We start from the raw sequence: 14,975 nt of genomic DNA on the forward strand, positions 1-14,975 counted from the left end.
CGTCTCGCTGTGCCCCCTTGCGCAGAATTCGCGCAAACGTGTGCGTACGATCCTAACGGAACGATGGTGCCAGGAGAAACCCTTGTAGGACATTTCACGGACACATGTGGGACAGAAACTTTTAGCAACACGACGTTGCCAATCTCGTGCGCAAAAGATGGCCAGAGGCCTCTAGCCCGGGCGAGGCAAGTAGCGCGCGTAGTGGCGAGGGTCGAAGCGCATCACCATCAGCAGCATGATCACCATCACCGCCGTCAACGCCCACCACGCGCCTTCGAAATTGCCCAGCCGATCGCGAATCATCCCTGCCAACAGCGGCGAGAGGCCGGCGATCAGATAACCGATCCCCTGTACAAACGCGGTCAGGCCACCGGCACGCTGCGGCTCGTCGCAGTGATCAAGCGCTACGATCAGGCTCATCGGAAACAGACCGCCAATCCCCAGCCCCAACAGACAAGGCCACAGCAGCGCCGAATGTTGCGGGGCGAGAATCAGCCCGCAGAAACCGCCGATGATCAGTAGCAGCAGAACCGCTAATATGCCACGCCGATCACGGCTGCGATTAGCGATCGCCGGCACTGCCAGGCCGGAAATGACCTCCATCGCTGTAAGAAAACCCAACAGCAGCCCGGCGCTCTGTTCGCTCCAGCCTTTTTCCACGTAATACGGGGCGAGCCAGGCGAGGACACAGGTGTAGGACGCCGTACCTAGGCCAAAGAAAATCGCCAGCAACCAGGCGCGACCGTGGGTGATGAAAGACTCCCGCTTGGTCACTGTCGATATGGCTGGCGCGGGCTGCAAGCACCAGACCAGCAAGGCGACTAAAGCCAGCCCCGCCCAAATGGCCAGCCCCATGCGCCAACTGCCGGTTCGCGTCATCACCAGCGGCGCGAACGATGCGGCAATCGCAGCGCCGCCCATGATCGAAGTCACGTAGACGCCCATGTACAACGCCACGTTGTCAGCAAAGCGCGTCTTGATCAGCGCCGGCATCAATGCCTGAATCAGCGCGATGCCGATGCCAGCCACGATCGCGCTGACGATCAGTTCGACCGCCGAATCGATAAACAGCCGTGACAACGTCGCCAGCCCGATGATCAGCAATGACAGCAGGACCGTGCGCTGCTCGCCCAGGCGCCGGCTGAGGCCCAGGCCGAAAAACATCGCCAGCCCCATGGCCATCACCGGCAGCATCGTCAGCAGTGAGGCGAGGCTGAAGCTCAACGGTGTATCGCTACGGATCGCCGACAGCAGCGGCCCGATGGCTGCCATTGATGGGCGCAGATTAAGTGCGACAAGAATGATTGCGAGCATCAGCCAAGCGGCGGGGCGGGAGTGATTCATCAGCGGGCCTTCAAATGCAGGGGCTGAAGATTAGGCGTCGCGACGCGCGCATCGGCAAATCAGAAAACCCCGGGCCAGACCTAAAAACTCGATAACACCCTGTCCCGATGTGGGAGCGAGCCTGCTCGCGAATGCGTTCCTCCAGACAGACATTCATTTTGCTGACACTGCGCTTTCTCGAGCAGGCTCGCTCCCACAGAGGACATTGCGAAGTGCCTGAAACTGAATAAAACCTGAACCATTCTCAAATACTCGCAAACTTTCACGTTTGTACTCCGAGGCAACTAATCATTAGCATCTTTTTCACGAAAAATTGATCCATGGCTGCCTAAAGTTTGGCATGCCTCGGTGAATGAAATTTTCACAATCGACGAGGCTCTTCTTTCAGGAACAGTCACTCATCATGTTGAAGTTAAAAGCCGTGCGCCCGGAATGGGTGACGTTGTTTGCCAGCGCCTTTTTATTGCTCGGTTTCAATCTGGTGCTTTGGCAACATCTGTTCGAGATCACCGCAGCCGATGGCAAGGGCATCGCCATGCGCGTGGCCTTTGGCGTGATGATCTTTGCCGCGTTCAATATCGTGCTGACGTTATTCGCTTTCCGGCCACTGCTAAAACCACTCTTGACCCTGTTGTTTTTAGTCAGCGCCGGCGTGGCTTATTTCATGAGCCAATATGGCGTCATGATTGATGCGGGCATGTTTCGCAACTTTGCCGAAACCAACGTGACGGAAGTGCGTGATCTGCTCTCATTGAAGTTGTTTGCTTATATTCTCTTGCTGGGTGTCCTGCCGTGTTTGTTGTTGTGGAAAGTTCCGGTCAGTTATCGGCGCTGGCATCGCGAGTTGTTCAGCAAAGTTATTGTCAGTGTTGCCTCGGCGGCGGTGATCGGTGTTGTCGCATTGGCCAACTATCAAGGCTTGTCGTCGCTGTTTCGCAATCACCACGAAATTCGCCTGATGCTGGTGCCGAGCAATTACATCGGCGCATCCATTGGTTATCTGCAAGAGCAAGTGGTTTCGGCGCAGCAGCCGTTCATCAAGATCGGCGAAGATGCCCAGCGCAATCCCGACCTGCAGCTACAGCCACGCAAATCCCTCACGGTGCTGGTGGTGGGGGAGAGTGCGCGGGCGCAGAACTTCGGCATTCTCGGTTACGACCGAGACACCACGCCGCAACTGGACAAGGAGGCCGGGCTGATCGCTTTTACTGACGTGCATTCCTGCGGCACGGAAACCGCAGTCTCGGTACCGTGCATGTTCTCCAACATGGGCCGCAAGGATTACAACGCCAGCAAGGCCAAGAATGAAGAAGGCTTGCTCGATGTGCTCAAGCGTGCCGGCATCGATGTGATCTGGCGCGATAACCAGTCCGGCTGCAAAGGCACTTGCGACCGTGTCACGGTGCAGGATGTCAGCAAGTTGCAAGACCCTGCGTTGTGCGCCAACAGCGAATGCCGCGATGAAATCCTCCTGCAAGGGCTGCAAAGTTTCATCGATCACCTGGACAAGGACACCGTGCTGGTTCTGCACCAGATGGGCAGTCATGGCCCGGACTACTTCAAGCGTTATCCCAAGGAGTACGAACACTTCACTCCGGTCTGTGAAAGTAACGCGCTGAACAATTGCAGCCGCGAAAGTATCGTCAACGGTTACGACAACACGCTGGTCTACACCGACCATGTGCTGGCGAGCCTGATCGATGTGCTGCGCAGCAATCAGGACAAAGTCGACACCGCCATGCTTTATCTGTCGGACCACGGCGAATCGCTGGGCGAGTACAACCTGTTTCTGCACGGCACGCCGTACATGCTGGCGCCCGAGCAACAAAAGCATGTAGCGATGCTGGCGTGGTTCTCCGACAGCTATCAGAAGGCCTACTCGGTCGACACCCATTGCCTGCAACTGAGCCGGGACAAACCGCTGAGCCAGGACAATCTGTTTCACTCGATGCTCGGCCTGCTGGAAGTGCGCAGCAGCGTGTATCAGCCGGCGCTGGACATGTTTGCCGGTTGTCGCGGCGCGGTGATCGACGGCGTGTTGGCCAAGCAGTGAAGTGTTTCCTGCCCGTCGCGCCAATGCGACGGGCCTTTCTGTTTCTGCTGTCAGACTATTCTTGCTGACAGGCAAGACATTTCCTTACAGCTCTTGCCCTTCAAAGGCGCGTAAATCGCCGGTGGCGATATATACTGCGCGCCATTCTTCAAGGGAGAGCCGTGTGGCTATCGATATTCACTGGATTCGCGACAACGAAAGCCTCGCGCAGTTTTGCGCCGAGTGGCAGCAGCTGCCGTTCGTTGCCCTCGACACCGAATTCATGCGGGTCGACACCTTCTACCCGATTGCCGGCCTGTTGCAGATCGGCGACGGCAAACGCGCCTACCTGATCGATCCGCTGACCATCAACGCCTGGCAACCGCTGGCCGCGTTGCTGGAGAACCCGGCGGTGCTGAAAGTCCTGCACGCCTGCAGCGAAGACCTCGAAGTGCTGTTGCGCCTGACCGGCAGCCTGCCGGCGCCGCTGTTCGACACGCAACTGGCCGCCGCTTACCTGAACCTCGGCTTTTCGATGGGCTACTCGCGACTGGTGCAGGAAGTACTCGGCATCGACCTGCCCAAGGGCGAAACCCGCTCCGACTGGTTGCAGCGCCCGCTGTCCGAAACCCAGATCAGCTACGCCGCCGAAGACGCCGTGCATCTGGCCGAGGTGTTCGTCGAGTTGCGTCCCAAGCTATCCGCCGACAAGTTCGCCTGGGTGCTGGAGGATGGCGCCGAACTGGTTGCCAACCTGCGCCGCGAAACCGATCCGTACGAGGTCTATCGCGAGGCGAAACTGGCGTGGAAGCTGTCCCGGGCGCAACTCGCCGTGCTGCGTGAACTGTGCGCCTGGCGCGAAAAAGAAGCCCGCGCCCGCGATCTGCCGCGCAACCGCATCGTCCGGGAACACTCGCTGTGGCCCTTGGCCCGCACGCAGCCGGATAACCTCGCAGCGCTGGGCAAGATCGAAGACATGCACCCGCGTACCGTACGTCAGGACGGTCAGTTTCTGCTTGATCTGATCAAGCGCTCTGGCAGTGTGGGGCCGGATCAATGGCCGCCGGCAGTGCCGGAGCCGTTGCCGATCGAAGCCGCTGCGTTGATCAAACAATTGCGCGCGCTGGGTCAGGCCGAGGCCGAACGCCTGGGTATTGCCCCGGAACTGATGCTGCGCAAGAAAACCCTCGAAGCTCTGGTCAAGAGCGGCTTCCCCGAGGGTCCTTACCAATTGCCCGATTCGCTGCGTGGCTGGCGCCGCGAATTGCTCGGCCAGAAGCTGCTCGACAGCCTGGCCACCGCCGGAGAACAGCCTTGAAACGTATTTGCTCCATCTACCAAAGCTCCAAGCGCAGCGGCATGTATCTCTACGTGCTCAAGAGCGATGCGCTCGAGCGCGTGCCGGAAGCGCTGATGACGGCTTTCGGCAAAGCGAAGCATTCCTTCGATCTGGTGCTGTCGCCCGAGCGCAAGCTGGCCAGCGAAGACATCACCGTGGTCCTGGAAAACCTCGACAAGCAGGGCTATCACCTGCAAATGCCACCGGCCGAGGACGAGTACATCGAGCACCTGCCCGAAGAGTTGCTGCGACGCAACGACCCGGTCTGACCCGCGAGGCCCTGTCCTGGGCCTCGGTTAACCCTGGAACTGTTTTTACCGCGATGGCCGGCCCGAATCCGGCGGCTGTCTGCACGGTTTGCGAAAGGTTTGAAGATGCGCGTTCTGATTGCTGAACACGACCACGCGATATACGCCCGCCTGCTGCGTCAGGCACTGCCCGAGCTTGAAGTCCTGACCAGCGGCGACTCCGCCGAACTGGCGCGGCAGGCCGCCGATTGCCCGGTGTGGCTGGGCCAGCCGGATCTGCTCGCGACCCTGCTGCGCCAGGGCCATCAACCGCAATGGCTGCAATCGACCTGGGCCGGCATTACGCCGCTGCTGGCCGACGGCTTGCGCCGCGATTATCGCCTGACTCGCGCCGTGGGGATTTTCGGTCAGGTCATGGCCGAATACGTGCTGACCTACATCCTCGGCCACGAACGCGAAGTGCTGGCGCGGCTGGTCAGCCAGGTCGAGCGCAAGTGGGATAACCGCAGCGGCCAGAGTCTGGTCGGGCGCAAGGTGCTGATCGTCGGCACCGGTGACATCGGCCAGAGCGTTGCGCAGTTTCTGCGGCCGTTCGGCGTCGAGCTGTACGGCATCGCCAGCAGCGCCCGCGAACAGGCGCCGTTTGTCGAAGTCGGCGCGCTGGCGGATCTGCCGCGTCTGGTGGGCGAGGTGGACTACGTGGTCAATCTGCTGCCGAACACCGAACACACCCACGATATCTACGACGCGGCACTGTTCAAGCAATTCAAGCCGACCGGCTTGTTCATCAATGCCGGGCGTGGTGTCGCGGTGGTTGATGCCGATCTGGTCGAAGCTTTGAAAGAAGGGCACCTGGCCGGCGCGGTAATCGACGTCTGCCGTCAGGAACCATTGCCGCAACGTCACCCGTTCTGGACCGCGTGGGGCTTGCTGCTGACCGGGCACAGCTCGGCACCGACCTCGCCGGCGCTGATGGTGGATTTGTTTGTGCAGAACCTGAAAGCGTATGAGACCGGTGAGGCGTTGCGTGGCGAGGTGGATTTCAGCCGCGGATATTGAGGTGTCATCAAAAGATCGCAGCCTTCGGCAGCTCCTACATTTGGAATGCATTCCCATGCAGGAGCTGCCGAAGGCTGCGATTTTTTGCTTTCAAAGGGTGAAATCGCCCTCAGCCACCAGCTCGCTCAGCGGGCGACGCGGGCTCGGCATTTCGCGGGCTTGCAGGTACTCGGCCAGGGTGGCCTTGTCACCGAGTTTGCCCACCGCCACTGCCGCGTGCAGGGCGTATTCCTCAGGAATGTTCAGTTCCTTGCGGGTCAACTCCTGATCGAAGCCGGCCATGCCGTGGGTGTGCCAGCCGCTGAGGCTCGCTTGCAGCGCCAGATGGCCCCACGCCGAACCGGTATCGAAGGTGTGCCACAGGGCAGGGGATTCTTCCGTCGCACCCGGTGCAGTGAACGTGGTCTTGGAAATAACGATCACCAGCGCCGAAGCGTGCTGTGCCCAGCTGCGGTTGAATTCGTTGAGCAGGCCCAGATAACGCTCCCAGTTCGGTGTATCGCGACGTGCATAGAGGAAGCGCCACGGTTGCGAGTTGTACGCCGACGGCGCCCAGCGCGCGGCTTCGAAAAAGCTCAGCAGGGTTTCTTCAGCAATCGCTTCGCCGGTGAAGGCGCGGGGCGACCAGCGCTCGGTGAACTGCGGGTGAATGGCGTAATCGGCAACGCGAGGGTTGGCACTCATGCAGGATTCCTTGCAACGGAGGGGGAAGAAGTTCGCTGCAAAACCCTACTGGGCGGCGCTGGGGCTGACAAGCGGATTTACCGACAGTCGCCAGCGCTTGGCCCTTGCGCTCGCTGGCACTAGACTGGCGGCCTTTTCACCACCTTGATGTTGATGCTTGAGCCATGGCCGCCATAGTTGAACCGTTCTGGAAACGCAAAACCCTCGATCAACTCGATCATGAGGAATGGGAATCGCTGTGCGACGGCTGCGGTCTGTGCTGCCTGCAAAAGCTCGAGGACGAAGAAGACAACAGCGTCTATTACACGCGCATCGCCTGCAAATTGCTGGATCTGAAGACCTGCCAGTGCAGCGATTATCCGAACCGGATCAAGTTTGTCCCCGACTGCATTCAGCTAACGCCAGGGCAGGCGGAAGAATTCAAATGGCTGCCGCCAACCTGTGGTTATCGTCTGGTCAGCGAAGGCAAGGATCTGCCGTTATGGCATCACCTGGTGTGTGGCGACCGCGATGCGGTGCACCATGAGCGGATTTCCCAGTCCGGGCGCATGCTCGCCGAAGGCTGCGTGCCGGAGGATGACTGGGAAGATCATCTGATTTTTCGCGCGGGCTGATGAAGTGGTGGGTTCTTGAACCCGTAAAGATCAAAAGATCGCAGCCTTCGGCAGCTCCTACCATGGAAAACGTGATTCCGTGTAGGAGCTGCCGGAGGCTGCGATCTTTTGCTTTAAAACCTCAAACCCCAGCCTTCGGCGAGGTCAGCGAATCATTGCCGGTAACGGTCGCCGTTTCGGTGGCCACCTCGGCATTGGTTTTCAGCTTGCTCAGTTCTTCCCCGGCGCGTTCGATCTTCGCCCGCACGTTGCTCATGTCCTGACGGCCTTTTTCCAGCAGGCTTTTCGCCGAGCAGTGCCCGGTAATGCCACGGGCCACGGCCATGCCGCCGAGCGCCACTTGAATCAGGCCGAACACGCCGCCACGGCGCAGGCCCTTGCCGACCATCAGGACGCCGCCGGTCAACGAGCCGACGCGCTCCCAGCCGTGCACGTTTTTATGCGAAGGCGACTGGAACGGGGTGGATTCGATGCGTTCTACGCGTTTGAGCTCGCTCATGGTCTATCTCCAGGCAGGGTGCGATTGATAGATAAGCTGACTGCCAGGGCGGTCAGCTTGTTCCATCGAATGTGCAACGCTTCAGCGGAATTTCGGCCCGGAGCGGGTGTTCAGGCCTTTGGCCATGCGGTCGTAGAGCACGACGTTGACCGTGGCGGCGAGGTTCATGCAGCCGGTGGTCGGGATGTACACGACGTCTTCGCACCAGTCGCGAATCTCTTTATCCAGCGAACCGTCCTCGGGGCCGAAGATGTACAGGGCGCGGTCGGGATGGGTGTATTCCGGCAGCGGCCGGGCGCCTTCGACCAGTTCCACGGCGACCGGCACGCAGTTGAGCGGAAGGATTTTTTTCAGATCATCGATGCCGATCAGCGGGATGTCGTAGTGCACGCGTTTGGTGTCGGTGACGAAGTCGGCGGCGCGTTCATAACGCTTGCCGGTGTAGAACACCGATGCCACGCCGTAACAGCCTGCGGCGCGCATCACCGAACCGACGTTCTCCGGTGATTTGGGGTTATACAAACCAATGCAGCTGTACCGTTTGTCTGCCACGAGCGGGTGCCTTCGGGAAAAAGAGGGCGATTATACGGGGATAAGATCAAAAGATCGCAGCCTTCGGCAGCTCCTACAATTGCATGGCGTACACCCTGTAGGAGCTGCCGAAGGCTGCGATCTTTTGCTTTTAATCTTCTTTTTTCATCAGGCCAGCCAGGGCGGCAAACGGGTTATGCGTGGCCTTGGCGATCTTTGGTGTGCTCAGCGAGCCTTCGCCGAAATACTGCTGATCGGTGTAGCGCGAGTGTTCGTTGTCGTGGCAATACAGGCACAACAGCTCCCAGTTCGAGCCGTCCTGCGGGTTGTTGTCGTGGTTGTGGTCGCGGTGGTGCACGGTCAGTTCGCTCAGGCGCTTGCCGGAAAACTCACGGGCGCAGCGGCCGCAGACGTGCGGGTACATTTTCAGGGCCTTGTCGCGGTAGCCCATTTCCTTGTCGCGCTGGTTGTCGGCGAGGATGCGGTCCAGCTTCGACGTGTTGGTGGGGGTGGACGAACTCATGGGTTCACCTTTGCAGAAAGACTGATGACGGTTATGCGCAGAGTTTAGCTCAGCCCTTGAGCTTCTCGGCAATCCAGATCGTGTGGCGGGTGCCCTTGTTGCCGTGGGCGAAGACCTGGACTTCCTCGGCCTTGAAGCCGGCCTTCTTCAATTTGTCGGAAAACTGCCGGTCGGCGCTGGCCGACCACACCGCGAGCACGCCTTTGGGGCGCAGGGCCTTGGCGCAGGCATTCAGACCAGCAGCCGAATACAACCAACTGTTGGCTTTTTGAGTCAGGCCTTCAGGGCCGTTGTCGACGTCGAGCATGATCGCGTCGAAACCGTTCGGCTCGCTTTGCAGCACCTTGGCCACATCTTCCATGCGGATCACCGTTCGCGGATCGAGCAATGGCCGACCGGACTTCTCCCCGAGCGGGCCGCGATTCCACTCGACTACGCCGGGCACCAGCTCAGCGACCACCACTTCGGCGGACTTGCCCAGATGCTTGAGTGCCGAGGCGAGGGTGAAGCCCATGCCCAGGCCGCCGATCAACACCCGCGAATTCGGCCGGCCGGCGACCTTGCGGCAGGGAATCTCGGCCAGTGCGTCTTCTGAACCGTGCATGCGCGTGTTCATCAACTGTCCGCCGTCGCCGCCCTGGATCTTGATGACGAAATCCTCGCCATACTCGAACAGGCACAGGGCACCGCCGTTTTCAGGGATCGGGGTGGTGTCGAGCAGAACGAAACGTTTCATGGAAATCTCTACAAGGGGGAAGGCAAGCAGGCGCGTTGGGAGTAGCCTGAGCACAGACTAAAGGCCAAACGGAGCCCTTGATGAAGCGCACCATTCTAACGGTCATTACCCTGGCCGCGCTCGCGATTACTGCAGTGCAGGCCCAGCAGAGCGTTCCGGTCAGCCCGACGCCGCAGCCCGGTTCGCCCGGCACCGCGACGCCAACGCCGTATCCGCAGATCACCCCGATTACCCTGCCCAAGTCCGGCGCCGGCAGCGGCAGCCCGCCGCTGGTACCGATCGAAATGCCCAGCCCGCCAAGCAAGGATCAACCGGTGCCGGGCATCGAGCCAAACGGCAACAAGGTCAAATCCCCCGGCGGCTAAACCTGTTGCGCGGCGAGTTGGCCGTCGGCCATGCGCAGGCGTTTGGACAGCGAGACGGCGAGGGCGCGGATGATTTTTGCGGCGATTTTCGGTGCGTCGTTGAGCATTTTTTCCAGCGAATCCTTGCCCAGGTTGAGCAACTGACAGTTGCTCGCCGCGATGCAGGTAGCCGAACGGCGCTCGCCATCAAGCACGGCCATTTCACCGAAGGCACGGCCGCTGCGCAGGGTGGCCATGGTGATGACCTGGCCGTCGGCGCCGGTTTTCTGCACGGCGACCTGGCCGGTGTGGATGATGCACATGAAACTGCCGGCATCGCCCTCGCGGAAAATCGCCTCGCCCTCAGCCACGGTGCTGATGCTGAAGTAACCGGAAGCGGCCGCAAAGTCGGCCAGCTGCAATTGATCGAACAGGCCACAGTCCATCAGCCAGTCGCGGATTTCGTTGTTCAGAAAGGTCGGTTCAGACATGTCGATGCGGTCTTTTTGTTATCACTATTTCCAAGGAGCACACGGTCCCCATGTAGGAGCTGCCGAAGGCTGCGATCTTTTGATCTTGTTGTTCAAAACCAGGACCAAAAGTTCGCAGCCTTCGGCAGCTCCTACACAGGGAATCGGTGGAGGCTTTGGGTCTGCTGTTAAGACCCAAGCCACCCTCAGAGTTCCTCAGGCAATCTGCAAAACCTTGAACACAAATGCATATTCGAGCGCTACGTCACGTAATCCCTGATAGCGCCCGCTCATGCCGCCATGCCCGGCGCCCAGTTCGGTCTTGAGCAGCAGCACGTTGTCATCGGTCTTGGTTGCGCGCAATTTCGCCACCCACTTGGCCGCCTCCCAATACTGCACACGGCTGTCGTTGTAGCCGGCGATCACCAGCAGTGGCGGATAAGCCTGCGCGGTGACGTTTTCGTACGGCGCGTAAGCCTTGATCCGATCATAGACGTCCGGTTCTTCCGGGTTGCCCCATTCGTCGTATTCGGTGACGGTCAGGGGCAGCTCGGGGTCGAGCATGGTGTTGAGCACGTCGACGAACGGCACTTCGGCAATCGCTACGCCGAACAGATCCGGGCGCTGGTTGAGCACCGCGCCGATCAGCAGGCCACCGGCGCTGCCGCCGCTGATCGCCAGTTTCTCCGCCGTGGTGATGCCGTTGAGGATCAGAAACTCGGCGCAGGCGATGAAGTCGCTGAAGGTGTTGTGTTTGTGCTCCTGCTTGCCGGCGCGATACCAGGCTTCGCCCAATTCACCACCACCGCGTACGTGAGCGATGGCGAAGGCCATGCCGCGATCGAGCAGGCTCAGGCGTGCGTGGGAAAACCACGGGTCGAGGCTGGAGCCGTAAGCACCGTAACCGTACAGATATAGCGGCACCGGTTTACCGACCATCTCGCGCTTCATCACCAGACTGATCGGCACTTGCGTGCCGTCCGGCGCGGTGGCCCATAGACGTTGGCTGACATAGGCATCGGCATCAAATTGGCCGAGTACCGGGGTTTCCTTGAGCACCGTTTGCTCGCCGCTGGCGAGGATCAACTGGCGCACCTGGGCCGGGCGATTCAACGCTTCGTAGCGCAGGCGAATGCGATCGCTCTCGAATTCCAGGCTGTTTTGCACATGGAGGCTGTAGGCCGCATCGGGCAATTGCACGCGGTACGACGCTTGGCCCTGCGGGTGAACCTCGATGATCGGCAGACCACCTTCGCGCAGGCTCAAGGTCATCGCCTCTGCGTTGAGGCTGACGCCGTCGAGCATCACTTCATCGCTGTGCGGAATGAGGTTCTGCCAGTCGGCCTCGCTCGGCGGTACGCCGGTATCCGCAGCCTGATACAGGGCGAAGTTGATGCCGTCGCGGTTGGTGCGGATAAACCAGGTCCACACGCCATCGAGGAGGCCGTGGTCAACGTCGTATTCGTGATCTTCGACCCGTGGCGCCAGGCAACTGAATGGCAGATGTGGCTGATTGGCGTCCAGCGCCCAGACTTCACTGGTGGTCTTGCTGCCCAGCGACAGCAGCAATTGCTGTTCGGAGCTGGCGCGGTAGCAATGCAGGAAGAACCGCCCATCCGGCTCGTGGAAGACTTCTTCGGCGGCAGTGCCATCGAGGCGATAGCGGAACAGTTTATGCGGGCGATGGGTGTCGTCGAGCACGCCGAAGAACAGGGTCAGGCTGTCATTGGCCCAGGTCATGCTGCCGTCGCAGTCCTCGAATTCCAGTTCGCTGACCCTGTCGTTGGACAGCTCTTTGACGAACAGCGTGTACACCTCGTCGCCCGAAGCATCGACGCTGTAGGCCAGGCGCTGGTGATCAGGGCTGATGCTGAAAGCGCCGAGCGAGAAGAAGCCGCCATTGGCCAGCGCATTCGGGTCGAGCAGCAATTGTTCGCGGCTTTCATCTAGGGTCAGGCTGTCGTCGGCAGGACGCGGGCAGCGATAGTGCCGGGCGTATTCGTCACCGGCGGTGGTGCGCGTGTAATACAGGTAGGGTCCCCAAGGCGAGGGCAGTGACAGATCAGTCTCGAGAATCCGGCCCTTGATCTCATTGAACAGGCTTTCACGCAGCTCGGCCTGATCGGCGGTTTGCGCTTCCTGATAAGCGTTTTCAGCCTTGAGGTAGTCGAGCACCGCGTCGGTGTCGCGCTCCTGCAGCCAGGCATACGGGTCGGCGCCGGGCGCCCGCTGGGCAATCGGGGCAGTCATGACATTGGCGGATTGGGGCATGGAAGGCTCTCGGACAATATTCGGAATTGGGTTGTTCGCAGGTCTTGAAAGCGCCGCAGCCCTTGTGGGAGCGAGCCTGCTCGCGAAAGCGGTGTGTCAGGCAACGCTCTTGCAACTGACAGTCCGTATTCGCGAGCAGGCTCACTCCCACAGGGGCGGCTGCTGGCCGTCTGGTATTGGGACAAGCCGCATGGGCGAAAAGTCGTTACTATAAGCGCCTATTTGCTTGCCTTGCCATGGACACCATGACCGAGAACGACTATCTGATCGCCTGGGGCCTTTACGCCTTTGCCGCCGTGGGCTGCCTGTTGGTATGGATGCGCCTGACCACCTGGATGTGGCGCTGGCTGCGCGAGCCGCTGCGTGTGCTGATGGCGGTGTTGCTGTTCAGCCCGACCATCGTCGATCCGGTGAAAGCCAAAGTTGCACCGGCCATCGCCATCACCGCCCTGGACATGCTGTTCAAGGTCGGCAACAACGCCTGGCGCGCGGTTTCCGATCTGTTCATGTACGGCATGATCGCCTTCGGGGTTTATCTGGTTTTCGTCTTGATCCGCCTGCCGATCGAGCGCGCCTCGACAGCGCGGCGTGAACGCGCCGAGGCCGCCAAGGCCGCCGCCCGTGCCGAAGAGCGCGACGATGATCAACCGTTCGGCGGCGCCGGTGACGACCGCTACGGCCGCCCGCCAGTGCCGAACAATCCGCAGCGCATGCGGGTCGAGCCGCGTCTGTAACCCGAGAGTCCGCACATGTGTGAATTACTGGGCATGAGTGCCAACGTGCCGACCGACATCGTGTTCAGCTTCACCGGCCTGATGCAGCGCGGCGGCCGCACCGGCCCGCACCGCGACGGCTGGGGCATCGCCTTCTACGAGGGGCGCGGCTTGCGTCTGTTTCAGGACCCGGCAGCGAGCAGCGAGTCGGAAGTGGCCAACCTGGTGCAGCGCTATCCGATCAAGAGCGAAGTGGTCATCGGCCACATCCGCCAGGCCAACGTCGGCAAGGTCTGCCTGTCCAACACCCACCCGTTCGTCCGCGAATTGTGGGGGCGCAACTGGTGTTTCGCGCACAACGGCCAGCTCGCCGATTTCACTGCGATCAAGAGTTTCTACCGCCCGGTCGGCGATACCGACAGCGAAGCGGCATTCTGCGACCTGCTCAACCGGGTACGCGCAGCCTTCCCCGAACCGGTCGATATCGAAGTGCTGCTGCCGGATCTGGTCGCCGCGTGCGCTGAATATCGCAGTAAGGGCGTGTTCAATTGCCTGCTCAGCGACGGCGACTGGCTGTTCTGTTACTGCTCGACCAAACTCGCTCAGATCACCCGCCGCGCACCGTTCGGCCCGGCGCGGCTCAAGGATGTCGATGTGATTGTCGACTTCCAGGCCGAAACCACGCCCAACGATGTGGTCACGGTGATTGCCACCGAGCCTCTGACCGAAAACGAAACCTGGACCCGCTACGAACCGGGCCAATGGAGCCTGTGGCGACGCGGCGAATGCGTCAGCCAGGGCAAGACCGAATAAGGATTTGCATCCATGTTGCTCAGTTATCTACGGCTGGTGTTGTTTGCGGCGGGCCTGTTGATCGGTGTCCAGGTCCCGGGGTTCATCAACGATTATGCCCAGCGGGTCGAAGCGCACCTGATCGAAGCGCAGACCGGCCTGCGTGGTTTCCAAGGCACGGCCGACCAGTTTTTCAAAGGCGATATGCAGGCGCTGGTCGCGCATTACCGGGCCAGCGAAGACCCGATTTTCCGCAGCGATGCCGACAGCCTGAACACCTTGCTCACCCGCCAGGTCGCGCTGGACAAGCAATTCCAGGCGATGCAAGGCCCGTGGTATGTGCGCTTCCTGCAAGTGGTCCTGGCCGCCGATCCGGACATTCGCAAGGAAACCTGGAACGGCTACAGCTATCAGATCCTGCTGACGCCAGAGGCAATGATCTGGGGCATGAGCGGCGCGTTGCTGCCGTCGTTCGGTGTCGAATGCCTGTTCCGCCTGATCGACTGGGTCGTCCTCGGCGGCCGCCGCCTGCGCCAGAGCCGACCGATCGAAGATCGCGACGTCCGCGGCCTCTAAGGGCTCCAGAGCAAAAGATCGCAGCCTGCGGCAGCTCCTACAGGGGAATGTGAACACCTGGAGCTGCCGAAGGCTGCGATCTTTTGCTTTTCAGGTACACAACACGATGTAGGTTCCACCCACTCTGTGCGCATACCCCGCCAGCACCTGCTGACACAACGTCACAATCTCCTCGACCCACTCAACCCCGACCCGCCACG

At 60.6% G+C, this 14,975-nt stretch carries 17 protein-coding genes and 1 pseudogene; 9 read left to right on the forward strand and 9 right to left on the reverse strand.

Annotation, left to right across the window (positions count from 1 at the left end; translation table 11 throughout):
- Positions 1 to 171: 171 nt before the first annotated feature.
- Entirely contained in the window at positions 172 to 1,344 is a 1,173-nt protein-coding gene (locus tag D6877_RS01355) for a cyanate transporter (RefSeq protein ID WP_130909617.1), read from the reverse strand.
- 403 nt (positions 1,345 to 1,747) lie between these two features.
- Here D6877_RS01355 and D6877_RS01360 point away from each other — a divergent pair, with 403 nt between their 5' ends.
- From D6877_RS01360 to D6877_RS01375, 4 genes are all read left to right on the forward strand, one after another.
- A complete protein-coding gene (locus D6877_RS01360) occupies positions 1,748 to 3,397 on the forward strand; it encodes a phosphoethanolamine--lipid A transferase (protein WP_130909618.1) in 1,650 nt (549 codons plus the stop codon).
- A gap of 163 nt (positions 3,398 to 3,560) precedes the next feature.
- Positions 3,561 to 4,694, forward strand: coding sequence for a ribonuclease D (gene rnd / locus D6877_RS01365; protein ID WP_071174688.1), 1,134 nt, complete (start codon positions 3,561 to 3,563; stop codon positions 4,692 to 4,694).
- Positions 4,691 to 4,984, forward strand: a complete 294-nt coding sequence (locus D6877_RS01370) for a YcgL domain-containing protein (protein WP_041478850.1) — start codon at positions 4,691 to 4,693, stop codon at positions 4,982 to 4,984. Before rnd ends, D6877_RS01370 begins: the two co-directional genes overlap by 4 nt.
- Positions 4,985 to 5,089: 105 nt before the next feature.
- The gene (locus D6877_RS01375) at positions 5,090 to 6,022 is read left to right on the forward strand and encodes a D-2-hydroxyacid dehydrogenase (RefSeq protein ID WP_130909619.1); all 933 of its coding nucleotides are present in this window, start codon (positions 5,090 to 5,092) and stop codon (positions 6,020 to 6,022) included.
- 90 nt (positions 6,023 to 6,112) lie between these two features.
- On the opposite strand, the gene D6877_RS01380 is transcribed toward D6877_RS01375, so the two are convergent.
- On the reverse strand, positions 6,113 to 6,706 hold the full coding sequence (locus tag D6877_RS01380) for a nitroreductase family protein (RefSeq protein WP_130909620.1): 594 nt from the start codon (positions 6,704 to 6,706) through the stop codon (positions 6,113 to 6,115).
- A 164-nt stretch (positions 6,707 to 6,870) separates the two neighbouring features.
- Here D6877_RS01380 and D6877_RS01385 point away from each other — a divergent pair, with 164 nt between their 5' ends.
- A complete protein-coding gene (locus tag D6877_RS01385) occupies positions 6,871 to 7,320 on the forward strand; it encodes a YcgN family cysteine cluster protein (protein WP_130909621.1) in 450 nt (149 codons plus the stop codon).
- A gap of 121 nt (positions 7,321 to 7,441) precedes the next feature.
- On the opposite strand, the gene D6877_RS01390 is transcribed toward D6877_RS01385, so the two are convergent.
- From D6877_RS01390 to D6877_RS01405, 4 genes are all read right to left on the reverse strand, one after another.
- Entirely contained in the window at positions 7,442 to 7,819 is a 378-nt protein-coding gene (locus tag D6877_RS01390) for a DUF2892 domain-containing protein (protein ID WP_110645006.1), read from the reverse strand.
- A gap of 81 nt (positions 7,820 to 7,900) precedes the next feature.
- Positions 7,901 to 8,371, reverse strand: a complete 471-nt coding sequence (locus D6877_RS01395; RefSeq protein WP_007911337.1) for an RNA methyltransferase — start codon at positions 8,369 to 8,371, stop codon at positions 7,901 to 7,903.
- Between the two features lie 130 nt (positions 8,372 to 8,501).
- A complete protein-coding gene (locus tag D6877_RS01400) occupies positions 8,502 to 8,873 on the reverse strand; it encodes a YajD family HNH nuclease (protein WP_007944009.1) in 372 nt (123 codons plus the stop codon).
- 49 nt (positions 8,874 to 8,922) lie between these two features.
- Entirely contained in the window at positions 8,923 to 9,609 is a 687-nt protein-coding gene (locus D6877_RS01405) for an MnmC family methyltransferase (protein WP_024012020.1), read from the reverse strand.
- A gap of 80 nt (positions 9,610 to 9,689) precedes the next feature.
- On the opposite strand from D6877_RS01405, the gene D6877_RS01410 reads away from it, so the two are divergent.
- Entirely contained in the window at positions 9,690 to 9,974 is a 285-nt protein-coding gene (locus tag D6877_RS01410) for a hypothetical protein (protein ID WP_016771228.1), read from the forward strand.
- Here D6877_RS01410 and D6877_RS01415 read toward each other — a convergent pair.
- Both D6877_RS01415 and D6877_RS01420 read right to left on the reverse strand, forming a co-directional pair.
- Positions 9,971 to 10,444, reverse strand: a complete 474-nt coding sequence (locus tag D6877_RS01415; protein WP_016771227.1) for a cyclic nucleotide-binding domain-containing protein — start codon at positions 10,442 to 10,444, stop codon at positions 9,971 to 9,973. The genes D6877_RS01410 and D6877_RS01415 overlap by 4 nt on opposite strands.
- Before the next feature lie 195 nt (positions 10,445 to 10,639).
- Positions 10,640 to 12,694 (reverse strand): S9 family peptidase, encoded by a 2,055-nt coding sequence (locus D6877_RS01420; RefSeq protein WP_130909622.1) that lies wholly within the window; start codon positions 12,692 to 12,694, stop codon positions 10,640 to 10,642.
- 236 nt (positions 12,695 to 12,930) lie between these two features.
- On the opposite strand from D6877_RS01420, the gene D6877_RS01425 reads away from it, so the two are divergent.
- Genes D6877_RS01425 through D6877_RS01435 form a run of 3 tightly spaced genes read left to right on the forward strand, consistent with a single transcriptional unit; the run spans position 12,931 to position 14,775 of the window.
- Positions 12,931 to 13,428 carry a hypothetical protein gene (locus tag D6877_RS01425; RefSeq protein ID WP_016771225.1) on the forward strand — a complete coding sequence of 166 codons (498 nt, stop codon included), beginning with the start codon at positions 12,931 to 12,933 and terminating at the stop codon, positions 13,426 to 13,428.
- A gap of 15 nt (positions 13,429 to 13,443) precedes the next feature.
- Positions 13,444 to 14,220, forward strand: coding sequence for a class II glutamine amidotransferase (locus D6877_RS01430; protein WP_041478844.1), 777 nt, complete (start codon positions 13,444 to 13,446; stop codon positions 14,218 to 14,220).
- A gap of 12 nt (positions 14,221 to 14,232) precedes the next feature.
- The gene (locus tag D6877_RS01435) at positions 14,233 to 14,775 is read left to right on the forward strand and encodes a DUF2937 family protein (RefSeq protein WP_130909623.1); all 543 of its coding nucleotides are present in this window, start codon (positions 14,233 to 14,235) and stop codon (positions 14,773 to 14,775) included.
- Between the two features lie 90 nt (positions 14,776 to 14,865).
- On the opposite strand, the pseudogene D6877_RS29740 reads toward D6877_RS01435, so the two are convergent.
- Positions 14,866 to 14,975: pseudogene (locus D6877_RS29740) on the reverse strand (LysR family transcriptional regulator); the annotation flags it as partial.

Source organism: Pseudomonas sp. Sample_9, assembly GCF_004307535.1.
Lineage (GTDB): Bacteria > Pseudomonadota > Gammaproteobacteria > Pseudomonadales > Pseudomonadaceae > Aquipseudomonas > Aquipseudomonas mercuritolerans.